The 22,712-nt window shown below is 67.4% G+C and carries 20 protein-coding genes; 11 read left to right on the plus strand and 9 right to left on the minus strand.

What is annotated here, in order from left to right; genetic code table 11:
- The first annotated feature begins 211 nt into the window (after positions 1-211).
- Together recQ and EKM57_RS09405 are read left to right on the plus strand one after the other, a co-directional pair.
- Positions 212-1,987, plus strand: a complete 1,776-nt coding sequence (gene recQ, locus EKM57_RS09400; RefSeq protein WP_129792242.1) for a DNA helicase RecQ — start codon at positions 212-214, stop codon at positions 1,985-1,987.
- Positions 1,984-2,397 (plus strand): TIGR01244 family sulfur transferase, encoded by a 414-nt coding sequence (locus EKM57_RS09405; RefSeq protein ID WP_129792243.1) that lies wholly within the window; start codon positions 1,984-1,986, stop codon positions 2,395-2,397. Before recQ ends, EKM57_RS09405 begins: the two co-directional genes overlap by 4 nt.
- Position 2,398: 1 nt before the next feature.
- Here EKM57_RS09405 and EKM57_RS09410 read toward each other — a convergent pair whose 3' ends face one another.
- The 6 genes from EKM57_RS09410 to EKM57_RS09435 are packed head-to-tail and all read right to left on the minus strand — an operon-like array spanning position 2,399 to position 6,815.
- Positions 2,399-2,599 (minus strand): DUF2007 domain-containing protein, encoded by a 201-nt coding sequence (locus EKM57_RS09410; protein WP_129792244.1) that lies wholly within the window; start codon positions 2,597-2,599, stop codon positions 2,399-2,401.
- A 4-nt stretch (positions 2,600-2,603) separates the two neighbouring features.
- Positions 2,604-3,143 carry a DUF924 family protein gene (locus tag EKM57_RS09415; protein ID WP_129792245.1) on the minus strand — a complete coding sequence of 180 codons (540 nt, stop codon included), beginning with the start codon at positions 3,141-3,143 and terminating at the stop codon, positions 2,604-2,606.
- On the minus strand, positions 3,140-4,120 hold the full coding sequence (locus EKM57_RS09420) for a PLP-dependent cysteine synthase family protein (RefSeq protein WP_206185365.1): 981 nt from the start codon (positions 4,118-4,120) through the stop codon (positions 3,140-3,142). Before EKM57_RS09420 ends, EKM57_RS09415 begins: the two co-directional genes overlap by 4 nt.
- A complete protein-coding gene (gene tldD / locus EKM57_RS09425; protein WP_129792247.1) occupies positions 4,117-5,541 on the minus strand; it encodes a metalloprotease TldD in 1,425 nt (474 codons plus the stop codon). Before tldD ends, EKM57_RS09420 begins: the two co-directional genes overlap by 4 nt.
- Before the next feature lie 52 nt (positions 5,542-5,593).
- Positions 5,594-6,628: a hypothetical protein gene (locus EKM57_RS09430; RefSeq protein ID WP_129792248.1), complete on the minus strand. Its 1,035-nt coding sequence runs from the start codon at positions 6,626-6,628 to the stop codon at positions 5,594-5,596.
- Positions 6,621-6,815: a zinc-finger domain-containing protein gene (locus tag EKM57_RS09435; protein WP_129792249.1), complete on the minus strand. Its 195-nt coding sequence runs from the start codon at positions 6,813-6,815 to the stop codon at positions 6,621-6,623. Before EKM57_RS09435 ends, EKM57_RS09430 begins: the two co-directional genes overlap by 8 nt.
- A 517-nt stretch (positions 6,816-7,332) precedes the next feature.
- On the opposite strand from EKM57_RS09435, the gene EKM57_RS09440 reads away from it, so the two are divergent.
- The 3 genes from EKM57_RS09440 (at position 7,333) to EKM57_RS09450 (ending at position 9,380) form a co-directional block, all read left to right on the plus strand.
- Positions 7,333-7,956, plus strand: coding sequence for a hypothetical protein (locus EKM57_RS09440; protein ID WP_129792250.1), 624 nt, complete (start codon positions 7,333-7,335; stop codon positions 7,954-7,956).
- Positions 7,953-8,273 (plus strand): hypothetical protein, encoded by a 321-nt coding sequence (locus EKM57_RS09445; RefSeq protein ID WP_129792251.1) that lies wholly within the window; start codon positions 7,953-7,955, stop codon positions 8,271-8,273. Before EKM57_RS09440 ends, EKM57_RS09445 begins: the two co-directional genes overlap by 4 nt.
- Positions 8,274-8,603: 330 nt before the next feature.
- The gene (locus EKM57_RS09450) at positions 8,604-9,380 is read left to right on the plus strand and encodes a DUF2243 domain-containing protein (protein WP_129792252.1); all 777 of its coding nucleotides are present in this window, start codon (positions 8,604-8,606) and stop codon (positions 9,378-9,380) included.
- 22 nt (positions 9,381-9,402) lie between these two features.
- On the opposite strand, the gene EKM57_RS09455 is transcribed toward EKM57_RS09450, so the two are convergent.
- Together EKM57_RS09455 and EKM57_RS09460 are read right to left on the minus strand one after the other, a co-directional pair.
- Complete coding sequence (locus EKM57_RS09455; protein ID WP_243450966.1) at positions 9,403-10,092, minus strand: Crp/Fnr family transcriptional regulator; 690 nt, start codon at positions 10,090-10,092, stop codon at positions 9,403-9,405.
- A gap of 220 nt (positions 10,093-10,312) precedes the next feature.
- Positions 10,313-11,683, minus strand: coding sequence for an NAD(P)/FAD-dependent oxidoreductase (locus EKM57_RS09460; RefSeq protein WP_129792254.1), 1,371 nt, complete (start codon positions 11,681-11,683; stop codon positions 10,313-10,315).
- Positions 11,684-12,004: 321 nt separating this feature from the next.
- On the opposite strand from EKM57_RS09460, the gene EKM57_RS09465 reads away from it, so the two are divergent.
- The 4 genes from EKM57_RS09465 to nadB all read left to right on the plus strand — a co-directional run bounded on the left by EKM57_RS09465 (position 12,005) and on the right by nadB (position 17,384).
- Positions 12,005-13,072, plus strand: coding sequence for a polysaccharide pyruvyl transferase family protein (locus EKM57_RS09465; protein ID WP_129792255.1), 1,068 nt, complete (start codon positions 12,005-12,007; stop codon positions 13,070-13,072).
- On the plus strand, positions 13,059-14,612 hold the full coding sequence (locus tag EKM57_RS09470; protein WP_129792256.1) for a Coenzyme F420 hydrogenase/dehydrogenase, beta subunit C-terminal domain: 1,554 nt from the start codon (positions 13,059-13,061) through the stop codon (positions 14,610-14,612). Before EKM57_RS09465 ends, EKM57_RS09470 begins: the two co-directional genes overlap by 14 nt.
- A gap of 260 nt (positions 14,613-14,872) precedes the next feature.
- Complete coding sequence (locus EKM57_RS09475; protein WP_129792257.1) at positions 14,873-15,802, plus strand: ABC transporter ATP-binding protein; 930 nt, start codon at positions 14,873-14,875, stop codon at positions 15,800-15,802.
- The gene (gene nadB, locus EKM57_RS09480; protein ID WP_129792258.1) at positions 15,795-17,384 is read left to right on the plus strand and encodes an L-aspartate oxidase; all 1,590 of its coding nucleotides are present in this window, start codon (positions 15,795-15,797) and stop codon (positions 17,382-17,384) included. Before EKM57_RS09475 ends, nadB begins: the two co-directional genes overlap by 8 nt.
- A 22-nt stretch (positions 17,385-17,406) precedes the next feature.
- Here the strand turns inward: nadB and EKM57_RS09485 are convergent, their stop codons facing one another.
- The gene (locus tag EKM57_RS09485; protein ID WP_129792259.1) at positions 17,407-18,243 is read right to left on the minus strand and encodes an alpha/beta fold hydrolase; all 837 of its coding nucleotides are present in this window, start codon (positions 18,241-18,243) and stop codon (positions 17,407-17,409) included.
- 111 nt (positions 18,244-18,354) lie between these two features.
- Between EKM57_RS09485 and polA the strand changes: the two genes are divergently transcribed.
- Both polA and EKM57_RS09495 read left to right on the plus strand, forming a co-directional pair.
- Positions 18,355-21,120 carry a DNA polymerase I gene (gene polA / locus EKM57_RS09490; RefSeq protein WP_129792260.1) on the plus strand — a complete coding sequence of 922 codons (2,766 nt, stop codon included), beginning with the start codon at positions 18,355-18,357 and terminating at the stop codon, positions 21,118-21,120.
- Positions 21,117-22,664, plus strand: a complete 1,548-nt coding sequence (locus EKM57_RS09495; RefSeq protein ID WP_165357309.1) for a lipopolysaccharide biosynthesis protein — start codon at positions 21,117-21,119, stop codon at positions 22,662-22,664. The genes polA and EKM57_RS09495 overlap by 4 nt, the downstream gene beginning before the upstream one ends.
- Positions 22,665-22,712 lie beyond the last annotated feature (48 nt).

Genomic DNA, 22,712 nt, shown 5'->3' on the forward strand with positions numbered 1-22,712 from the left:
CGGCCTAACGCTAATAGGAATAGGTCGCAATAGCAGTGGCCCAATTTGCGTGCCCGTCAGCCATCGCTGACGCCGAAGATCCCTGGGGCTTGGAAAGCCAATGACACAGGCCGCAAATTCCCGACGCGCTTGGAGGATTTCCCTTCGAACATGGTCGCACGGTGCGCCGACCGGGTCGACTTTCCCTGCAGGGGGCGGCTAGGCAGGGTGCGTGCCATCGCCCCTGTCCATCCTTCGCGAAACCTTCGGCTTCCAGTCATTCCGCGGCGTCCAGGAGCAGGTGATCGGCCGAGTCATGGTGGGCGATCACACATTGGCGGTGATGCCGACCGGCGCCGGCAAGTCGCTCTGCTACCAGGTTCCGGCGCTGGCGCGGGAGGGAACGGCTCTCGTCGTCTCGCCCCTGATTGCGCTGATGCACGACCAGATCCGCGCCGCCGATGCTTTCGGAATCCGAGCCGCGGCTCTGACGTCGGTCGACAATAATCGTGCCGAGACCGTGGACCGCTTCAAGCGGGGCGAGCTCGACCTGCTCTACGTCGCGCCGGAGCGCGCGACCGGGGAGAGCTTCCGCAATCTCCTCTCGCGTTCGAAACTGGCGCTGATCGCTATCGACGAGGCGCATTGCGTCTCGGAGTGGGGCCACGATTTCCGGCCCGATTACCGACAGCTCCGGCCCTTGCTCGAGGCCTTTCCCGATGTGCCCCGCCTGGCGCTCACGGCCACGGCCGACCGACGCACGCGCGAGGACATCCTCGTCCAGCTCGGCATTCCCGACGACGGGCTGATCGTCGCCGGTTTCGACCGCCCCAACATCCGCTACAATGTCCGCCCGCGCGACGGTGTCGCGGCGCAGTTGAAGTCGCTGCTCGCTGCCCAGCCCGGGCCCGGCATCGTCTACGTGCCGAGTCGCGACAAGGCCGAGCGGTTGGCCGAGCAGCTCGGTGCCGGCGGGCGCCCCGCGCTCCCATATCATGCGGGGCTCGACCCGGCAGTGCGGGCGCGCAACCAGGCCACCTTCGTCTCGTCGGAAGAAATGGTGATAGTCGCGACCATCGCCTTCGGCATGGGCATCGACAAGCCCGACGTGCGCTTCGTTGCCCATGCCGGCATCCCCAAGTCGATCGAGGCTTATTATCAGGAGACTGGACGCGCTGGCCGCGACGGCGAGCCGGCCGAGGCCTGGATGTTCTGGGGCGCCGAAGATTTCGCCCGCGCGCGGCGCCGCATCGCGACCGAGATCGAGGAGGGACGTCAGCATGGCGAGCGCGAGCGGCTGAACGCCCTCGCTGCCCTCGTCGAGAGCGCCGGCTGCCGTCGTGCCATCCTGCTGCGCCATTTCGGCGAGCACCCGCCCGAACGCTGCGGCAATTGCGACAATTGCCTGCAACCGCCCAAGTCGGTCGATGCGACGACGACGGCGCAGAAATTGCTTTCCGCCGCGTTCCGCACCGAGATGCGGTTCGGCATCGGCCACCTCACGGACGTGCTCGCCGGCCGCGAGACCGACAAGGTGCTGGGATCCGGCCATCATCGGCTCAGCGTCTTCGGCATCGCCGACGCGGACGAGCTTGCCTTGGTCAAGCCGGTGGCGCGCGCCTTGCTCGCGCGCGATGCGCTGCGGGCCGACGACTATGGCGGCCTGTCCTTCGGTCCCGCCGCGCGGCCGATCCTGAAGGGAGAGGCCCAGCTCGAAATCGTGCTGCCGCCCGCCAAGGCGCGAGGCCGCCGCCGTCGCGACTCCGCCGAATTCCCCCACGACCCCTTGTTCGACGCCCTGCGCGCGCGCCGGCGCGAGATTGCCGATGCGGCCGGCGTTCCGCCCTACGTCATCTTCCACGACAGCACGCTTCGCGAAATGGCCGAGGCGCAGCCGAAGACGCTCCAGGCGCTTGCCCGGGTGGCCGGCGTCGGCGCCGCCAAGCTGGAACGCTATGGAGAAGCCTTCCTCGAAGTGATCGAGGCACAGCTGGAGAAACAGGAATGATCGGCCGGCGCATCCCGCTCGACGAGCGAACCTTCGTCGGCGGACAGGTCTTTCCCGACGAAATGGCCGATCTGGCCGCCGAGGGCGTAACCCTCGTGGTCAACAATCGCGTTGAGGGCGAGGAGCCGGGCCAGCCCGCGAGCGATCAGCTTCGGACGGCGGCCGAGGCGGCCGGGATCGCCTACCGCCATATCCCGGTCGCGGGAGGCTTTTCGAAGGAGCAGGTCGAGGCGCTGGCCGAAGCGCTCGGCGGAGCGGAGGGCAAGGTGATGCTCTTCTGCAGGTCCGGCACGCGCTCAGCTCATCTCTGGGCCCTCGCCGAAGCGAGCCGAGGCGGTGATGGCGAGAGCCTGATCGCCAAGGCCGGTGCCGCCGGCTACGATCTCAGCAGCTTGCGGCCCTATCTGTAGATCAGCGGATTTCTCGGGCGAGGATCCGCCTCGCCTGCGCCAGATCCCCTTCGTCCACCATGAGACGCGCCTGCAGCGCGTTGCCGATCCAGCTCATCTCGGCGTCGAACACGAAGGTCTGAATGCCTTCCGCTTCGAGCGCCGACTGGAGCACGGCCGCTTCCATGCCGTTCGCGCACTGGGTGAGTTCGACGAGCGCCATTCCGCTACCAGGGCACCACGTCGCCCGCGGCGCGCTCCATTGCAGTGGGCTTGCGTCCGAGGACCTTGTTGCGGTGGGGAAAACGCCCGAACCGCTCGATCACTTCGTGGTGGAGCCGGGCATAATGGAGCATCTCGGCATCGCCGAGCGCCGTGAACAGCAGCAGCGACTGGATCTGATCCTTCAGATCCTCGCTATGCTGGAACGGCATGTAGAGAAAGCCGCGCCGCTGCTCGTCCATGCCGTCGTCATAGCCCCGTTCGACCGCCTCCCGCGCAATGGCCAAAGCGAAATGGTCGGTGGAGAACTGGTCGGCATGACCGCGGAACATGTTGCGTGGGAACTGGTCGAACAGGATCACCGCCGCCAGCGCATCCTCGGGCGAACCGAGGAAGTCGGCCACCTGCCGCCCTTGCTGCTCCTTCCAGAGATCCAGGAATTGCCGCCGGATCTCCTCGTCCAAGGTTTCCGACGGCGTCCACCAGTCGTCCGGATCGCGGGAGAACCAGAAATCGAGCACCTGGCGCGACCAGTCCAAGCTCATCGTGCCGGCACCCGAGGAGTGAGGACGAGCCTCTGGTCGCTCTGCGCCTGCGCGCCCATCGCGTTCAGATATTTCATTCCGGTGTCGCACATGATCGTGACCACCGTCGCGTCGGAGCCAAGCCGCTCGGCGACGCGGAGCGCCGCGACCACGTTGGCGCCTGTGGAGGTACCGGCGAAGAGCCCTTCCTCGCGGGCGAGCCGGAAGGCCATCGCCATCGCTTCGTCGGTAGAGACGCATTCGATCGCGTCGGCCGCATCGGCTCTCCACAGCGGCACGACGAAGCCGGCGCCGATCCCGTCTATCTTGTGGGCGCCGGTCGCTCCGCCGGAAAGGACCGGCGATTCCGCCGGCTCGACCGCGGCGACACGCACCCCGGGATCGCGTTCGCGCAGCGCTTCGCCGACTCCCCGCAGCGAGGCGGCGCTGCCGACGCTCTGGACGAAGCCATGGATCCGGCGGCCCGTCTGGGCCCATATCTCATCGGCCATCCGCCGATAGGCGGAAAGCTGGTCGGTGTTGTTGAGCTGGTCGGTCAGGAAGGCTCCAGTCCTTGCGGCGATGTCACCGGCGGCCGCGACCATGTCGCGGGTGAGCTGGCCGGTCATCCGGCCGCCGTCGCTCGGCACGATGTGGAGACGGGCGCCCAGGATCCGCATATGGTCGAGTTTTTCGCGGGCGAAAGCGTCGGAGCTGACGATGTCGAGCGCATAACCCTTTACCGCGCAGACGAGCGCGAGCGAGACGCCGGTGCTGCCCCCGGTATATTCGACCACCGCCCCGCCCGGCCTGAGGCGGCCGTCGGCCTCGGCCGCTTCGATCATGGCCAGCGCCATCCGGTCCTTCATGCTTCCGGTCGGATTGTCGCTCTCCAGCTTGAGCAGCAGGCGCGCGCCGTTTGCCGGAACGATCCTGCGCAGTGCCAGCAGGCGCGTGTCGCCGATGCAGGACAGGATATCCGGGCGAACGGAGATCACGCCGCCGTACCGCCGACGGTGAGCCCCTCGACCAGCAGGGTCGGCTGGCCGACGCCGGCAGGGACCGACTGCCCGCCCTTGCCGCATATGCCGACACCTTCGTCGAGCGCCATGTCGTTGCCGATCGCGGAGACCCGGGTGAGCACCGTCGGACCGTCGCCGATCAGGGTCGCGCCCTTGATCGGCGCGCCGAGCCGGCCATTCTCGATCCTGTAGGCCTCCGTGCAGGAGAAGACGAACTTGCCGGAGGTGATGTCGACCTGGCCGCCGCCGAAGCTCTTGGCATAGATCCCGGTTCCGGCCCGCTCGATGATCTCGGCAGGATCGTCGCTGCCGCCGACCATGAAGGTATTGGTCATGCGGGGCATCGGCGCGTGCTGGAAGCTCTCTCGCCGGCCGTTGCCGGTCGGGGCGACGCCCATCAGCCGCGCATTCAGCCGGTCCTGGATATAGCCTTTGAGGATGCCGTCTTCGATCAGCACGTTGCGCTGGGTCGGCGTGCCTTCGTCGTCGATCGTGAGCGAGCCGCGGCGCTGGTCGATCGATCCGTCGTCGATCACGGTCACGCCCGGCGCGGCGACCCGCTCGCCGATCCGTCCCGAGAAGGCGGACGTGCCCTTGCGATTGAAGTCGCCCTCCAGGCCGTGGCCGATCGCCTCGTGCAGCAGCACGCCCGGCCAGCCCGGGCCGAGGACGACCCGCATCTCGCCGGCCGGAGCGGCGACGGATTCGAGATTCACCAGCGCCTGGGCCAGGGCGATGTCGATCGCACGGTTCCAGGTCGCAGGCTCGAACAATTCGTCATAGAGATAGCGGCCGCCCAAGCCGTGAAAGCCGGTTTCGCGCCGGCCGTTCTGCTCGACGACGAGCTGAACGTTCAACCGGACCAGAGGGCGCACGTCCTGCGCGACGAACCCGTCGGGACGGACGATCTCGACCATGCTCCAGCTTCCCGACAGCGACACCGAGACCTGAGCGATGCGCGGATCGCGGGCCCTCGCGGCGGCGTCGATCTGCTGGCAGAGCGCGACCTTTCTCGCGAAAGGGATCAGACCGAGCGGGTCGTCGTCGGTATAGAGGCGCGAATTGGTGCGGCGCGGCGGAGCCGGGCGCGCGTCCCGGGCCGGATCGAGCACTGCCATCGTCTCGGCGGCACGGCGGATCGCCGCCTCGCTGATCTCATTGGCCTGGGCGAAAGCGGTGGTCTCGCCGGAAACGCCGCGCAGGCCGAACCCGGCCTGGGTGTTGAAGTCGGCCGTCTTCAGCCGACCGTCGTCGAAGCCGAAGCTCTCCGACGCAATATATTGCAGGTAGAGCTCGCCATCGTCGCAGCGTCCTAGCGCTTCGGCGGTGAGGCGAAGGGCGGCATCGGGATCGAGACCGCCGGGGCGGTAGATGAATCGGCGTGGATCGGAGGTCATCCGGCCGATATAAGGAATTTGCGACCGCGTGTAAGGCGTCGTGCCGGATCGGCTAGCCCGCCGGGGTCGCGGCGAGGTCCCGCACCAGCGCGCCCAGCGCGGAGTCCAAGGTCGTGCGGCCGGCAAGATAGGGATCGAGATGGCGGGCCAGAGCTTCGCGGTCGGGTCCGGGCCAGGCCAGGTCCCACAGCCGGTTGCGATCGGCGTAGGGGACATAGCCGTCCATGGTTTCGGCCACGACCTTGCCGGCCAGATAGAAATGGACCTCGTGCCAGAGATCGCGCCGGACGGCCTCGGAACGGGCGCCCGGAGCCGCCGTTTCGATGGAGACGATTTCCGCCAGCCGCTCGCGCAGCGGGGCGACCAATCCATGGCCGGCTTCGTGCAGGAGCATTTCGAAGGCCGCATCGCCCTGATAGCTCGAGTCGCTCGTCGCGAGCGTGATCCGCACCGGCCCCAGCGAAGTGTAGGCGCCCATGCTGTTGGCATAAGGCGTGAGCGTCACCTCGATCGGCTGGTCAGGCCAGTCCACGCCGTACAGGCGCGAGAGACGCGCGGCAGCCTCGGCCCCGTGCGCCATGAGTAGGGGCGCCACGGCGGCGCGCCATGCATCGTTCGCGCGCCGGTGCGCCGGCCACCAGCGCGTGCGATAGATCGGACCGGCGCGCATGAGGATGCCGCGCAGCTCCTCCGGAAGCTGCGGAGCCGCGAGGCGCTGTGCATCGCCCGAGCGGCTCAGGGCATCGCCGATCGCCACCATCTCGTCGTCGAACAGCAGGTTTCGACCGGAAAAGTTGGTGGCGTACCAGCGGACCGCCTCTTCCCAGGCGGCGGCCTCGTCTCCGGAAAGTGCGTCGCGCACGGCGATGTCGGCCGGGGTCAATCTCAACCGGCGGACTCGCCCGGCCGCGGGGTGGACGCTCGCAAAGGCATAGAGCGTATGGTGCAGGTTGCGCCAGAAGTCGTTGCGATAGACGTATTCCGGGGCCTGGCTCGTTGCGAAAGGGGCGCCTGTCGGCGCTTGTCCTTGAGCAGGGCTGGCGAGAAGCACGACCAAGGCGGCACACGCCGCCCGAAGGCTATGCATCCGCGGGGCCGCCTTTCAGGATGAAGCGCTTGTCGCAATAGCCGCAGTCGACATAGCCCTTCTCGTCGATCTGCATATAGACTCGGGGATGACCGAGCGCCGGCGAAATCTCCGCCGCACCGTCGCAGGCAACCCGCGGGCTGTCCGTATAGACGGTCTCGGGTGTGTAGGGATCGATCGCGACCATGGCCGCGCTCTAGCAATGCCGGGGGGAGCGGACAATCGCCTTCGGAACGGCGATCGCGAAGTCAGGAGTGGATGCGCGCCGGGAGTGTCATGCCAGCCGGGGGCGCATCCACTCCTCCTCCCCGCGAGCGGGAAGGTGTTCCGGCTGCTCCCGCTGCCGCGCTGACGGCGTTCAGACGGCGCCGGCGCCGCCGGGAGCGAGCAAGGCGAGGAGCATCGCGCCGACCGCGGACAGCAGCAAGGCGGTGCGCGAAAAGCCCTGAAAGTGGAACCGAACGAACATGCGGACACCCTTCGGCCCTCCGCGGTTAACGCGCCTTTCCCGCGCGAGGTTAACGGCGCGTCGGTGATTCGCGCGGGATCGGTGCGCCGGACCCGCGATAATGCGACCTCGTCGCGCCTGCGCAACGTTCCGCCGGCTTCTCCGGTGCCGGGGGATTTTGCCTCGCAGACAAGCGGTTTATCCCACCCTCGGGCCGGTCGCGCAGTATTGCGGCCGGACGGCGGGAGCGAGTGGGATGTCCAACGAAGCCGCGGCGGCCCTGACCGCCGGGACGCGGGCGGTAGGTAGCGATGATCTGGCCCAGGGCCTGCTCCTGGTCCAGGCGAGCGCCATCAAGGTGGTGCGGTTGCAGCTGGCGATGGAGCGCCGCGACCGGCGCACGGCGTTGGAGGCAGTCGATGAGCTGATGCGGCTCGACCGGCGCATCAGCGATTTCCTCGACGACCTTCCGATCAATGGTGAGAAGGTTTCGGCTGCGCGCGAGGAAGTCGAGGCGCAGGGTCGCGCTTTGGCCCGCGAGAAGTTCGCGTTGGCCGCCGGAATGGCCGGGCCGCGTCTCTCGACCGGTCGAGCTCCGTGGGTGGAGCCCGCCGCGCCGCTTGCCGTCCCCGCCGCCGAAGCCCCGGTGCGAGGGCCGCTGGGCGAAGTCGCCGAACCGCAGGACGACCGGGGCGCGGCTCCGGCGCCGACCCGGCGCGATCGTTACGCCGGATCGTCGAGATGGATGGCGGCGCTGCTCACCATCGTCCTCCTGGCGCTGGCTGGCTGCGCCTTCCTTTACTTCTCGGCGGCTGGGCAGGATCTGCTCGGCCGGCTTCCCCCTATCGATCTTCCCGCTATCGACGGAGGCTGGCGATGACCGTTTCCGACGGGCTGGCCCGAGCCGAGGCGTTCGAGGCCTATGAGAGCATTCCTTCGCTGGACGCGCATGGCGAGCTGGCGCGGCTGATCCTCGCCGAGGTCTCCCTGCTCACCGGCAAGTATCGCAACGTCCGGCGCCACGACATTCCCCACATCAAGGAACTCTCCGGCCTGCTCGACGTGCTGTGGCAGGAGGTCGAGATGGAGATGGCGACGAACGGCCCCCGGTGCGAGGAAGCCGGGATTGAAAGCCTGCCGCTGTTCCGCTGGGCCAGCTTGGCGCCCATGCGCTCCGGGGGGTCCGCTTCCCGCTGACCCCGACCTGAAGCCTCGCCGCGATGCTCCCGCGGCCGGTGGCTCAGGCTGAAGCCGCCTCGACCATCGCGCAATGTTGGCGAAGGGCTGAAATCGTCCCTCACGGATCGCAGCTGGGCATCGTCTTCGCTGGACGCGAAGCCTGCGAACCATGTGTGCGCCTCCTGATGTGCCATGCGGCGTAGGTGCGCGGCCCGCCCCTTCGACTTGGGGTCCCGTATGGCGTTTCCTCGCAGCGCGGCGCGGGTGGGGCCGGAGGGACTAGGCGGATCGTGCCCTCTCATGGAACGTCCGCCGCACGCGGACTTTGTGCACCGAAGGAGGTGAGCCATGTCCCCCAAGATGCGCGCAGCGGGCCGGCTTCGTTGGTCGGCCTATTGCCTGGGATTCGCGCTCGGCGGCTTTTTCGACGGCATTCTCCTTCACCAGATCCTGCAGTGGCACCACCTTCTCAGCCTGGTGCCAGGGGTCGGCAGCATCGCCGATCAGATATTCTTCGACGGCCTCTTTCACGCGCTCATGTACCTGGTCGCGGCTGTCGGCCTCACCCTGCTGGCGCGGAGTGGAGCGGTTCTCGGCGCGCCCGGAACCGGTCGGTTCATCTTCGCCAACGCTCTGATCGGCTTCGGATTTTGGCATGTCGTCGATGCGGTGGTTTCGCACTGGGTGCTGGGAATCCACAGGATCAATCTGGCCAGTTCCAATCCGCTGTTGTGGGATCTGGCCTGGTTCGCTCTCTTCGGCCTGGCGCCTGTCCTTTCCGGCTGGCTATTGCGCCGCGGGCAGGGTCCTGGCGGCAGCGGCACGACCGGACGCGCCGCCGCGCTTGGAATTGCCCTGTGCATCGCGGTGGCCGCGCCGTGGGCAGCCCTGCCGCCAGCCGAGGCAAGGAGCGCCATCGTCCTCTTCAGGCCGGACTTGAGCGACGGCCAGGCGGTCAATGCGATCAGGATCGCAGGGGCCGACATCCTGTGGCAGTCGCGTGGAGCCTGGGCCGTACGATGGCGCGACGAGCCGAGGCCGGGTCGTCTCTACGAGGAAGGCGCCATGCTCGTCAGCACCTCCCTGGCGGGCGCCGGTTGCCTCGCCTGGACGAAATCGTGGTGAGGTCGGGCGGCAGATGTCTCGGTTACTGGATCGAGCCGGGCGATCTTTGCTCCAGGTGCAGATAGGTGCTGTCGAAGTCGCCGGCCCTGATCAGCTGCGCCCAATCCGCGATCGTCACGGAACGGCGCGTCCGAACGATGAGGCCGTCGCCTTCGAGCGCCTTCAGCATTCGATTGACGTGAACGGAGGTCAGGCCGAGAGCGTCGGCAATCTGCTCCTGGCTCATCGGAAGCTCGTAGCAACTCTGTCGGCCAATTCCCGCCATCTCGAAACGCACCGCCATTTCGCAAAGGAGATGAGCGAGGCGGGTCCTGGCATCGCGCCGGCCGACGTTCGCGATCCATTCGCGCGCGATCGACGCATCGAGCAACGTGTCGAACCACATGGCAGTGCCGACCGAAGGCCGGCTCGCGGCGAGATCGCGAAGTGCCTGACGCGGGACAAGCGCAACCTCTGCAGTCGTCAGCGTCTGAATGCTGTGATCGGCAATCTCGAACATCGAATTCTGCAGGTCGATCATGTCGCCAGCGACCTGGATGCCCACGATCTGGCGCGCCCCGCTGGAAACCAGCTTGTGCCGGATCGTCAGGCCGGAAAGCAGCACGCATGAATGGGTCGGCCTGTCCCGCTCCCTGACGATCGTCGCGTGCCGGAAGAAGTGGCGCACGCTGTGGGACAGGCCGAGCAGCGCCGCCCTGTCGGCCGCGTCCAAGCGCGTCCAATGCTCGATCTTTCGCAGGAATAATCCGAGCCCTCGACGTGGTGCCGCCTCGAGCGGGAATGGGTTCGCGGCTGTGGGGGACGTGGACATGGTGCTCCCTTTCGCTGTGGCGGGAGCCTGTCCGACTCTCAGGCGCGGCAGCCAGTGGACACGGGCCGGCCCAAAACCTTAACATGGTTGGGGCACATAAGTTCCACGTTGCGCGATCGACCTAGATCCTTCGATGATCCGGGATCTTCGGTTCCGACCCGGGCTGGCTACTCGGAGCCGCCCGGGGGTCGCTGTCGGACGGGGTATCCCAGGTGATGAGGCGCGCACCCCGCTGGTAAGTCGCCCATCGCCAGAGCCATTGAGCGCTCACCAGCAGTCTCTTCTCGAAGCTCACCAGAAGATAGACGTGGATCAGCGCCCAAAGGATCCAGGCGAGCCAGCCCTTCATTTGCCGGCCGCCGCCGAAATCGAAGATGGCGGAGCTTCGTCCGACCACCGCCGTATTGCCCCTGTTCCTGAAGCGGAAGGGCGGAATCGCCTTCCCGTCCCCGACGAGGAGGGGCAGATGACGACCGAGATGCAGACCCTGCTGCTTGGCGACCTGCGCCAGGGCCGGGAGGGGCTGCCCGGATTCGTCGAGCGACAAGGCCGTATCCCCGATCGCATAGACCCGCTCGATCCCCGCGACGGACAGGTCCGCCTCTACCGCGATCCTGCCGAGCCGGTCCGGCGGCACGCCGATCCAGGCGGCCGCCGGCGAAGCCTTTATCCCGGCGCCCCAGACGATCACATTGGCGGGACAGAGCCGGCCGGCGATGACGACTCCGTCTTCCCTGACCTCCTCCACGGGCGCGCCGGTCCGGACCGTCACGCCGAGCTTTTCAAGCTTGCGGCGCGAATAGTCCGCCAGCGGCTCCGGGAAGGCGGGAAGAATGCGCGGACCGGCTTCGATCAGCAGCACCGTTGCGGTTCTCGGATCGATGTTGCGAAAATCCCGCTGCAGGCTCCAGTTGGCGAGCTCGGCAATGGCTCCCGCCATCTCGACGCCAGTGGGGCCGCCGCCGACGATCACCGTCGTGGTCAGGCGCCGTTGCTCATCGGCATCGCGGCTGATCTCCGCTTGCTCGAAGCCCCGGAGCACGCGGGCCCTGATCGCGCGCGCATCGGCGATGGACTTGAGCCCCGGCGCGTGCGCTGCCCAGTCGTCATGACCAAAATAGGTATAGGCTGATCCGGTGGCGAGGACGAGCTGGTCGTAGGCGATGTGGCCGCTGCCGGCGAGCAGGACCCGGCGGCCGGAAAGGTCGACCCCGATCACCTCTCCCATGACGACGTCGATCCGCGGATGGCGGCGCAGCACCTTGCGGATCGGCTCGGCGATATCGGCAGGCGAGAGGCCGGCCGTCGCGACCTGGTAGAGAAGCGGAACGAACAAGTGGTAATTATGCCGGTCGACAACGGTGACGCGCACCGGGTGCCGGCCGAGCGCCTGGGCGCAGGCAAGTCCGCCGAAACCGGCGCCGACGATCACCACGTGCGGCAGCCCGCCCGTTGGCGCGGGCGTCAGGTCGTCGCTGTGGGCATCGTCCATCGCGTCTCCATCCGGAAGTCCGCCTGCCCGACGCTTGCCGCCGGATCGCTGCGGTTCTTCCTCTTCATATGCAGCTGGGGCGGACCGACCAGCGGAATTCAACCAAGGACACCCGATCCGCGGACTCGTCGGTGCGGATATGCGACCGGACAGCAAACGCCGACCTTGCGCTGATGGTTTCGCGGGTCGGCCACACACCATTCGGGCCGATTCGCAGGTCCGTGGGAACCCGCTTCGGGGTCGGGGAATTGGCCTCGTGTCGCCGCGGCACGTGGTTGCGGGCCGGCCGAACCGCCGCTCTTGTCCAGAGGATCGATGTCCATGCCTCGTCCGAAGAAGATCGGCGTCCTCACTTTCCACCGGTGCATCAATTACGGATCCTACTGGCAGGCCCGCTGCCTCGTCGAAGGCCTGAAGGCGAAGGGGCACGAAGCGGTGCTTCTCGATCATGACTCGGCGCAGGTGAACCGGGCCGAATGGCGTTGCGCACTCCAGCCCTTGCTGCCGGCGCGGGTCCCGAGCTCGGACTTTCCGCTCTACGCCGCCAAGGCCCGCAAGCTTCTCGCCGCGATGGACGCCGTCCCCCGGTCGCCTCGCTTTCCGCTCGATCGACCGGAGGAGGCGGAGGATCATGAGCTGGTGATCGTCGGCAGCGACGAGGTCTGGAACCTGCACCACCCCTGGTATGGCGGGCGGTCCATCTTCTACGGCGATGGACTTAGGTCGCGCCGGCTCGCTTCTTATGCTGCCAGCTTCGGCAATCATGACGCGGCCGACGGGCTGGGACGCTGGTGGGCGGATCGGCTTCGGCGCTTCGAATCCATATCCGTCAGGGACGAAAACAGCCGACACATGGTGAGGTCGGCGCTCGGCCATGAGCCGGCCGTCGTCCTCGACCCATGCCTGCAATTCCCGCCCGCCATTCCCGACGGCGGGCCCGTCGGACCGCCTTTCGTGGCGGTCTATGGCCACAGCTTCCCCGCCTGGTTCGCCGCCGCCGTGAGGCGCTGGGCCCGGAGTCGCGGCTACCGGCTGCTCAGCATCGGCTATCGCAACGATTGGGCGGACGATCAGAGGATCGACGCTGCGCCAGGCGATTTCGCTCGGCTGATCGCCCAGGCGACCGCCGTGGCCACCAATTTCTTCCACGGCTGCGTCTTCGCCTTGCTGACCGGTCGTCCCTTCGCTTGTGCTTCGTCGCGCTACCGCGAGAACAAGGTGCGGGACCTCGCGCACGCCCTGGGCCTCGAGGCGCGTCTCACGACCGAGCGCACCGGCAGCGCCTGGTTCGACCGCATTCTCGCCGAACCTCCTGGCCTATCGATCAGGGACCGCATTGCCGGGCTGCGCCGCCAGTCCGACCGCTATCTCGACCATGTCCTCGGCTAGCATCCCCGCCACCACCCGCGCTCCGCTGCGAGTGGAGGACGTGGTGAGCGCGGGCCTGTGCATCGGCTGCGGCGCGTGCGCGGGCCGTTTCGGAGGGGACGCGCAGATGCGCTGGGACGTCCATGGGCATCTCAAGCCGGTGCCGGAAAGCTTCGGCGGAGAGCTGGCGGACGTCTCCCGCACTTGCCCCTTCTCGCCCGATGCGAAGAACGAGACCACCATCGGCCTCGAGCAATTTCCGAAGGCGACCCATGACGACGCCGTCGTCGGCCGCTTCGATGCCGCTTATGTAGGCCATGTCGCGCAAGGCGGCTTCCGCGAGGCGGGCAGCTCGGGCGGAATGGTGAGCTGGGTCGCGGCCGAGCTGCTTCGGGCGGGGCTCGTCGATGCTGTGGCCCATGTCGTCGCGGCGGCGGATCCTCAGGCGGAGGGCCGCTTCTTCCATTACCGTCTGTCCCGTTCCGAGGAAGCGGTGCGCTCGGGCGCGAAGTCGCGTTACTACCCGGTCGAGATGTCCGACGTGATCCGCGAAGTGCGCGCGGTGCCGGGCCGTTATGCGGTGGTCGGGATTCCCTGCTTCATCAAGGCGATCAATCTGCTCCGCGACGAGGATCCGGTCCTGCGGGACCGTATCGCCTTCACGCTCGGCCTGTTCTGCGGGCATATGAAGAGCGCCCGTTTCGTCGAGAGCTTCGCCTGGCAGATGGGAGTAAAGGCCGAGGAGATCGCCCGCGTCGACTTCCGGCTCAAGAATCCCGATCGGCCGGCCAACTGGTACACGGCCCACCTCGCCCTCAGGGACGGAACCAGCGCAATCCGCGATTGGTGGCATCTCGCCGACGGCGACTGGGGCGCCGGCTTCTTCCAGAACTCCGCCTGCGACTATTGCGACGACGTGATTGCCGAAACGGCCGACATCTCATTCGGCGATGCCTGGGTCGAGCCTTTCTCGTCCGACGGCCGCGGTACCAACGTGATCGTCGTCCGCTCCCCGGCGCTGCACGATCTGGTGCGCCGCGCCATCGCCCGCGGGCGGCTGGATTTAAGCGCCGTCGATGCCCGCTTCATCGAACGGACGCAGGAGGCGGGCCTGCGCCATCGGCGGGAGGGACTGGCCTATCGCCTTGCCTGGCTAGGGCCGACGCGACTGCGCCTGTGCAAGCGGGTCGATGCCCGGGCTCGGGGCCTGCCGCTGAGGCGCCGGCTGATCTACCGGATGCGCCATCATATTGCGGTCTGGAGCGCCAGGATGTCGCTCCTCGCCCATCGCCAGGCCAGGCCGCGCCTCTATGTCGACTGGGCGCGAGCCGCTTTGGCGCTCTACCACGGTCTTGCTTATTCGCGCGGCCGGTTCGGGCGACTGGCCGACCATGTCGAAGCTATGGCGGGGCGCTTGGGCATCCGTCGCGGGATCGAAGCCGCGCAGCCAAACCGCGCGAACGGCACGGCGCTCCGCCCGGGCGGGTCGGATCAGGCAAGCAGAGGAGAAGGCGATGTCCAGCTCCACCGCCGTAGCCATCATGACGGGTTTCGCCGGTAAGTCGCAAAGCGCGCCGGTCACCCGGCGCGGGTGATCCAAACGGCCGGCCGGAGTCCGCCGGATCTACTATGGCGAGCCGGCGGGTATGAGATGACCAGCTGGAGCGGACCCTCCGGCGCCGGATCTTCGGGACGTTCGACGAGCATGACGTAAGCCTCCTTGGTCAGGACCCGGAGGACAGCCGCTCCAGCAAGCTGTCGAACGCGAGACTGCGGAGCGCGCGCTTCCCGACGACGACCAAGGCCGCTATGCCCCCGACCATGTCCGAAGCCGCCATTTCGATCCTCGATCTTCAGAAAACCTACCAGGGCGGCAAGCGCGCGCTTGACGGCGTGACGCTCGACGTGCCGCGCGGCATGATTTTCGGGCTGCTCGGCCCCAACGGCGCCGGCAAGTCGACCCTGATCAATATTCTCGCGGGGCTGGTGACCAAGAGCGGCGGAAACGCCTCGATCTGGGGCTTCGACGTCGACCAGCATCCGCGCAACGCGAAGAGGTCGATCGGCGTGGTGCCGCAGGAGATCTTGTTCGATCCCTTCTTCACCCCGCGCGAGGCGCTCGAGCTCCAGGCCGGCCTCTACGGCATTCCCAGGCCCGATCGCCGGACGATGGAGCTGCTTCGAGCGGTGCGGCTGGAGGACAAGGCCGACGCTTATGCCCGCACCCTTTCGGGCGGCATGAAGCGGCGCCTGCTCGTCGCCAAGGCTATGGTCCATTCGCCGCCGATCCTGGTGCTCGACGAGCCGACCGCCGGCGTCGACGTCGAATTGCGCCAGCAGCTCTGGGACTATGTCCGCAGCCTCCATGCCCAGGGCGTCACCATCGTCCTCACCACCCATTATCTCGAGGAAGCGGAGGAATTGTGCGATCGCATCGCGATCATCAATCACGGCCGGCTGATCGCCAACGAGGCGACCCGCGTCCTGGTCGGCATGGCGCAGGAGAAGGTGGTCGAAGTGACGGTCGATCGCGACGTCACGACACCAGTGGACGCCTCCTGCTTCGAGAAGGTCGAGCTCAAGGGAGATCGGACGCTCGCGATCACCTATCGCAAGGACCGGGTCAATGCCGGCGATGTGCTGGCGGCGCTCCAGCGTGAAGGGCTGGGCATCGTCGACGTGTCGACCCGCGAGGCCGATCTCGAGGACGTCTTCCTGAACCTCACTCGGACGACCGGGACGGATGGCTGAGCGGCCGTTCGACGTCATCGTCATCGGCTCCGGCGCTGCCGGGCTGACCGCGGCGCTCAACCTCGCACAGCGCTTCAAGGTCGCGGTCCTGGCCAAAGGCGGGCTGTCTGAGGGGTCGACCGCCTGGGCGCAGGGCGGCATCGCCGCCGTGCTCGAGCCGGGCGACACGTTCGAAAGCCATGTCGAGGACACGATGATCGCCGGCGCGGGTCTCAACAACCGCGCCACGGTCGAGTTCGTCGTCGAGAGCGCGCCGGCGGCGATAGAGCGGCTGGCGGCGCTCGGCGTCCCGTTCAACGTCGCGCCGGACGCCAATGGCTGGCACCTGACCCGCGAGGGCGGGCACAGCCATCGCCGAATCGTCCATGTCGACGACGCCACCGGCCGCGCGGTGCAGCAGGCGCTGGAGCGTGCGGCCGCCGCCAATCCCAACATCACCCTGCTTCCGGACCGGGTCGCGATCGACCTGGTCACCAGTCGTCACGGGGAGCGCTATTCCGGCGACGGCCACGTCTGGGGCGTCTACGCGCTCGACCGGAAACGCGGCAAGGTCGAGACCTTTACCGCGCGGGCGACCATCCTGGCCACTGGGGGGGCGGGGCGCGTCTATCTCTTCTCGACCGCGCCGCGAGGCGCCACCGGGGACGGGATCGCCATGGCGTGGCGGGCGGGCTGCCGTGTCTCCAACATGGAGTTCATGCAGTTCCACCCGACCTGTCTCTACAATCTCGAGGTCAAGAACTTCCTGATCACGGAGGCGGTGCGCGGCGAGGGCGGCCGGCTCAGGATTCCGGAGACGGGCCATCGCTTCATGCCCGACTTCGATCCGCGCGCCGAGCTCGCGCCGCGCGACGTCGTCGCCCGGGCAATCGATCATGAGATCAAGCGGCTCGGCCTGGACTATGTCCATCTCGACATCAGCCATCAGCCGCCCGAATTCGTGAAGGCGCATTTCCCGAACATCCATGCGCGGCTGCTCGAGCTCGGCATCGACATCACGGCCGAGCCGATCCCGGTCGTGCCGGCCCAGCATTATACCTGCGGCGGGGTGGTGATCGACCAGGACGGGCGCACCGACCTTCCCGGCCTTTATGCGGTGGGCGAGGTCAGCCAGTCGGGCCTGCACGGCGCCAACCGGCTCGCCTCCAACAGCCTGCTCGAATGCTTCGTCTTCGGCGATGCGGCGGCGCTGCACATCGCCGCCAACTGGGAATCGATGCCGCCCCCGCCGCCGATCCGCGCCTGGGACGAAAGCCGGGTGACCGATTCGGACGAAGAGGTGGTGATCAAGCAGAACTGGACCGAGATCCGCCGCTTCATGTGGAATTACGTCGGCATCGTGCGCACCACCAAGCGGCTCGAGCGCGCCCAGCACCGGATCAAGATGCTGACCGAGGAAGTAGACGATTATTACGGTCATTTCCGGGTGACGCCGGACCTGGTCGAACTTCGGAACCTGCTGCAGACGGCCGAGCTGATCGTCCGCTCCGCCCTCCATCGCAAGGAGAGCCGCGGCCTGCACTACACGCTCGATTACCCGAAGACGCTGGCCAAGGCGGCGGACACGGTGCTGGCGCCGTAGCCAGCCTTCGCCGGGACGCCAGTTATCGAGCGAGGAAATTCCTCATCGCCGCCGCGAAACGTTCCGGCTGATCCAGCATCACCATATGCCCGCTGCCGTCGATCCGGACCAGCCGGGCGCCGCGGGCAGGGGCGTAAGCGTTGGCGAAGCTGCGATCGATCGCCGCGCGGCCGCTCGGATCGGGCGCGGCGTAGACCACCGTCAGCGGCGCGCGCAGCCGCGGCAGCTGGGGGCCGAGATCCATGCCGGCCAGATCGTGCATCGCGCGCGCGACCACGTCGGAATCGCTCAGCCGGTTGCTGGCATCGGGCGGGCTGAAGGCGGCCACGAGCGATCCGAACAGCCGGCGGCCGCTCGGGCTGGACATGATGCTTTGCGCAAGCGGTCCCATGTCTGCGGAGGTGCCGCCGAACAGGCCGGCGGGCTGGGGCAGAATGTCGACGACCATGATCCTGCCGACCAGATCCGGATGGCGGGTGCCGATCATCATCGCCAGTGTCCCGCCCATCGAATGGCCGACGATCGCCGGGCGCCGCAATCCGCGGTCGGCGATGTAGCGCGCGATCTCGTCGGCCACCGGCGCCACCACGGGACCCTGACGATTGCCGCGCACCGGTTCCCCGGCGAACCCCGCTACCTGTACGAGATGGTAGCGATAGCCCGGAACGGCGCGCACTGTGCTCTGCCAGACTTCGCGTCCCGAGGTCAGGCCGGGGATCAGGATGACGTCCGGACCACGCCCGCTAACCTGGACCGAGAAACGCGTCGGCTCGAAAGGCGGTGCCGCGTCGACCGCCGCCGGCGAGCAGGCGGCGAGCGCCGCGGCGAGGGCGGAAAGGAGGAAGTTCCTGCGATTCATTCCTTTTCCCGTAGCGGCCGCCAGTTTAACCGGGGCTGACAGTTTAGGAAGAGGCTGCCGCACGCGCCGGAATCCGGTTGTTTCGAGCCTTGATTGGGCTACATCGCTGCGATGCCATCCCCGCATCTCTATCTCGTCGACGGCTCCGGCTACATCTTCCGCGCCTTTCACCGGCTGCCGCCGCTCACCAACAAGCACGGCCTCAATGTCGGCGCGGTCTATGGCTACACGACCATGCTCTGGAAGTTGGCCGACGGTCTCAAGAAGGCCGAAGGGCCGACCCACCTGGCCGTGGTGCTCGACGCTTCCGAGAGCACGTTCCGCAAGCAAATGTATGAAGGCTACAAGGCGCAGCGGCCGCCGCCGCCGCCCGAGCTGGTGCCGCAATTCCCGCTCATCAGGGACGCGACCCGCGCTTTTTCCATTCCCTGCGTCGAGGAGGAAGGTCTCGAGGCGGACGACATCATCGCATGCTACGCCAAGGCGGCGCTGGCTCAGGGCTGGCAGGTTACGATCGTCTCGTCCGACAAGGACCTGATGCAGCTCATCGAACCCGGGCTCGACATGCTCGACACGATGAACGACCGGAGAATCGGCCGGGACGAGGTGATCGAGAAGTTCGGTGTTCCGCCCGAGCAACTCGGCGACGTTCTGGCGCTGATGGGCGACAGCGTGGACAACGTGCCGGGAGTCCCCGGCATCGGGCCGAAGACGGCCTCGCAGCTGATCCAGCAATATGGCGACGTCGAAGGGGTGCTCGCCCATGTCGACGAGATCAAGAAGCCCAAGCTGAAGCAGAATCTGATCGAGCATGCCGAATCGGCGCGTCTTTCGCGCGAGCTGGTGCGGCTGGTCTGCGACGCGCCGCTGCCCGAACCGCTGGACTCGCTGGAGATGAAGGGAATTCCGGAAGAGCCGCTGCGCGAGTTTCTCGAGCATCACGGCTTCCGCACTCTCCTCGCCCGATTGGGTGCGCAGATGCAGGCATCGACCGTGCCGGCGACGTCTCAGTCTCCCGCCCAGGCCGAGGTTCGTCCCGAACCGAAGATCGACCGCTCCGCCTACGAAACGGTGACCGATGCGGCGGCGCTCGACCGCTGGATCGCCGAGGCTTATGCCAACGGCTTCATCGCCTTCGATACCGAGACGGACGGACGCGATTGCGTCACCGCGCGCCTGGTCGGGATCAGCCTTGCCACCGAATGCGGCAAGGCCTGCTACATCCCGCTCGAGCATGGCGGTCACGACCTCATCTCCGAGCGTCCCGACCAGCTTGCCGCCGATCTGGTCCTGGCCCGGCTCAAGCCCTTGTTCGAGGATCCGGCGGTCCTCAAGATCGGTCACAACCTCAAGTTCGACTGGGTCGTGCTCGATCGCCGCGGCATCCGCGTCGCGCCCTATGACGACACGCTGGTCATGAGCTTCAACCTCGATGCCGGCGGGCTCAACAGCCATGCGATGGACGATCTGGCGAAGAAGCATCTCGACCATGACTGCCTGAGCTACAAGGAGCTTTGCGGTACCGGTCAGAAGCAGATCAGCTTCGACAAGGTGCCGGTCGACCGCGCCACCGAATATGCCGCAGAGGATGCCGACGTGACCCTGCGGCTGTGGATGCGCTTTCGCAATCGGCTGCCGTTCGAGCGTGTGACCCGCGTCTATCAGATGGTCGACCGGCCGCTGATCGAGGTGGTCGGGCGCATGGAGCGGGACGGTGTCAAGGTCGACCGAGCGGCGCTGAAGGCCTTGTCGGCCGAGTTCAACGTCCAGATCGCCGCGCTCGAGGAACGGATCTGCGGCGAGGCGGGCTGCAAGTTCACCATCGGCAGTCCCCAGCAGCTCGGCGACGTGCTGTTCAACCAGATGGGGCTCAAGGGCGGGCGCCGGGGCAAGTCGGGCACCTGGTCGACGGACGTGACCGAGCTCGAGCGGTTGGCCCGGGACGGAGTCCCGATCGCGCAGCTCGTGCTGGATTGGCGACAGCTCACCAAGCTCAAGAGCACCTATACCGACGCCCTTCAGGAGCAGATCAATCCCGAGACGGGCCGCGTCCACACCAGCTACAGCCTGTCCGGCGCGCAGACCGGCCGGCTCGCCTCGACCGATCCCAATCTGATGAACATCCCGATCCGCACGGAGATCGGCCGGCGGATCAGGGACGCTTTCATCGCCGAGCCGGGCTTCGTCGTCATGTCCGCCGACTACAGCCAGATCGAGTTGCGGCTCGCCGCCCATATCGCCGACGTGCCGCAGCTGAAGGAGGCCTTCCGGCAGGGCGCGGACATCCACAACCTGACGGCCCAGGAGCTGTTCGGCGAGGTCAATCGCGACACGCGTGCCAGCGCCAAGACGATCAACTTCGCCATTCTCTACGGCATATCGCGCTGGGGTCTGGCGGGCAGGCTCGGAGTCACCGCCGACGAGGCGCAGGCGATCATCGACCGTTATTTCGACCGCTTCCCGGGCATCCGCAACTATATCGGCGACACCCTGACCCACGCGCGCGAGACCGGCTTCACCACAACCCTGTTCGGGCGCAAGACCCATTTCCCGCGGATCAAGTCGCACAATCAGGGCGAACGCCAAGGCGCCGAGCGGGCCGCGATCAACGCGCCGATCCAGGGCACTGCCGCCGACATCATCAAGCGGGCGATGGTCCGGATCTATCCGGCGCTGGAGGCAGAGGGGTTGGCAGACGTGCGAATGCTGCTCCAGGTCCATGACGAGCTAGTGTTCGAAGTTCCGGAGAATGCGGTCGAACCGGCTGCGGCGGTCATCCGCCGCGTGATGGAGAGCGCCGCCGAGCCCGCCGTCACCCTCAGCGTTCCGCTGGGCGTCGAGATCGGGACGGGGGTCAACTGGGGCGCCGCGCATTGACGCAGACGGGCGACCGTCCCCCTGACGACATCGCCGCGCTGGCGAAGGGCGGCCGGACCAACTTTTTCGGCTTCCTGCTCCGCCTCGTCGCGCGGCTGCCCTTCCTGTTCATCGCCGGGCGCTATTATGGTCCGGAGCTGCTCGGCCGCTTCGCCTATGCGATCATCGTCATAGAGCTGGCCGCGCAGCTGGCGACGCTCGGCCTCAAGCGAGGCCTGGCTCAGCAGCTCGCCGTTGCCGACCGTCCTCATGCCTGCGTCGTGCTGGACGGAATTCTCGCGGCGTTCATCGCCTCCGCCGTCGCGAGCACGGTGCTGATGATATTCCCGCAGGTAATGTTCCCGGCCGGCGAGATCTACGGCGCGGAATGGCTGCTGCCGCTCGTGATATTCGGGATCGCCGGCGCGGACATCGCGCTGGCAGCCTTGGCGTATCGGCACGACGTGGCCTCGACCGTCCATGTCCGAGCGATCGTCGAGCCCTGGACGATCAGCATCGCGGCGGGCGTGCTCATCTTCCTCTCGTCGCGCGATGGGCTCATCATCGCTTATGTCGTCTCGATCGCCGCCGGCCTCGCCACCGCTTTTTGGCGACTCTACCGCAATTACGGCCTTCCCGAAGGCTGGCGGCCTGAGCCCGCCGGCCTGCTGGCGGTGGCGCGCCAGAACGTTCCGCTGGCCGCGGCCGACGCGATCGAATGGGGCTCGCGCCGGCTCGACATCGCCATACTCGGCCTGTTCGTCGCACCTTATTATGTCGGCGTCTATTATGTCGCGCAGCAGGTCGCCTCGCTGCCGCAGAAGCTGAAGACGAGCTTCGACCCGATACTCGCCCCGGTCATCACCCAACGGCTGGCGGAAGGGGACAAAGCGGCGGTGGCACGGCAGGTCCGCCAGGTCGGCTTCTGGATCATCGCCGCCCAGGCCGCGATCGGCTTATCGCTTGGAATCCCCGGCGAGGCGGTAATGGGCCTGGTCGGTCCCGAATTCGTCGGCGGAACCGCGGCGCTTGCCTTCCTGCTCGCCGCGGAAGTGGTGGCGGCGACCGCCGCGGTCTCGGAAGCCGCGCTCGTCTATGTGGCACGGCACCGCAACCTGCTCATCTCGCTGCTGATGGTGGCGACCCAGGCCGTGCTCACCGTAGCCATCATCGTCTCCCTGGACGAATTGCAGTGGCCGAGCGATCCCGAGCGTCGCCAGGCGTTTCAGGCGGCCGGGGCGGCAATCGGCCTGGCGCTCGCCCTCGGGCTCGCCTCGATCCTGAAGGCGAACCTGCTGTCGCGCCTTCTCGGCGCGCCGGTGCATGGCTGGCGCTGGCCCCTGGTCTGGGCGGCGGCGGCCGCGGTCCTGGTCGGCTTCGGCTTCACCGCGCTGCCGCAGACGTTCGAATGGGCCGAGCTCGCGCTCGGCATCCCGCTGATCCTGCTGACGTTCGGGATCGTCGTCTGGAAGCGCGGCTTCACCAGCGAGGATCGAGCGCTATTCCGTCGCCATGGCGACGAGGCGCCGACATTGCCGACACCGGAAAGCCGACCAGGGCCCTAGGGTGGGCCTCGGACGGAGCGGATTCCGCCTTCGCCTGTTCGCGAGCGG

Origin of the sequence: Sphingosinicella sp. CPCC 101087, assembly GCF_004151485.1 — a bacterium.
GTDB lineage: Bacteria > Pseudomonadota > Alphaproteobacteria > Sphingomonadales > Sphingomonadaceae > Allosphingosinicella.

Excerpts from the sequence above, each read along its gene's own strand:
- EKM57_RS09405 (WP_129792243.1), top strand. The coding sequence starts at position 1,984 with ATGATCGGCCGGCGCATCCCGCTCGACGAGCGAACCTTCGTCGGCGGA.
- EKM57_RS09410 (WP_129792244.1), bottom strand. The coding sequence starts at position 2,599 with ATGGCGCTCGTCGAACTCACCCAGTGCGCGAACGGCATGGAAGCGGCC.
- EKM57_RS09415 (WP_129792245.1), bottom strand. The coding sequence starts at position 3,143 with ATGAGCTTGGACTGGTCGCGCCAGGTGCTCGATTTCTGGTTCTCCCGC.
- tldD (WP_129792247.1), bottom strand. The coding sequence starts at position 5,541 with ATGACCTCCGATCCACGCCGATTCATCTACCGCCCCGGCGGTCTCGAT.
- EKM57_RS09430 (WP_129792248.1), bottom strand. The coding sequence starts at position 6,628 with ATGCATAGCCTTCGGGCGGCGTGTGCCGCCTTGGTCGTGCTTCTCGCC.
- EKM57_RS09435 (WP_129792249.1), bottom strand. The coding sequence starts at position 6,815 with ATGGTCGCGATCGATCCCTACACACCCGAGACCGTCTATACGGACAGC.
- EKM57_RS09440 (WP_129792250.1), top strand. The coding sequence starts at position 7,333 with ATGTCCAACGAAGCCGCGGCGGCCCTGACCGCCGGGACGCGGGCGGTA.
- EKM57_RS09445 (WP_129792251.1), top strand. The coding sequence starts at position 7,953 with ATGACCGTTTCCGACGGGCTGGCCCGAGCCGAGGCGTTCGAGGCCTAT.
- EKM57_RS09450 (WP_129792252.1), top strand. The coding sequence starts at position 8,604 with ATGTCCCCCAAGATGCGCGCAGCGGGCCGGCTTCGTTGGTCGGCCTAT.
- EKM57_RS09460 (WP_129792254.1), bottom strand. The coding sequence starts at position 11,683 with ATGGACGATGCCCACAGCGACGACCTGACGCCCGCGCCAACGGGCGGG.
- EKM57_RS09465 (WP_129792255.1), top strand. The coding sequence starts at position 12,005 with ATGCCTCGTCCGAAGAAGATCGGCGTCCTCACTTTCCACCGGTGCATC.
- EKM57_RS09470 (WP_129792256.1), top strand. The coding sequence starts at position 13,059 with ATGTCCTCGGCTAGCATCCCCGCCACCACCCGCGCTCCGCTGCGAGTG.
- EKM57_RS09475 (WP_129792257.1), top strand. The coding sequence starts at position 14,873 with ATGTCCGAAGCCGCCATTTCGATCCTCGATCTTCAGAAAACCTACCAG.
- nadB (WP_129792258.1), top strand. The coding sequence starts at position 15,795 with ATGGCTGAGCGGCCGTTCGACGTCATCGTCATCGGCTCCGGCGCTGCC.
- EKM57_RS09485 (WP_129792259.1), bottom strand. The coding sequence starts at position 18,243 with ATGAATCGCAGGAACTTCCTCCTTTCCGCCCTCGCCGCGGCGCTCGCC.
- polA (WP_129792260.1), top strand. The coding sequence starts at position 18,355 with ATGCCATCCCCGCATCTCTATCTCGTCGACGGCTCCGGCTACATCTTC.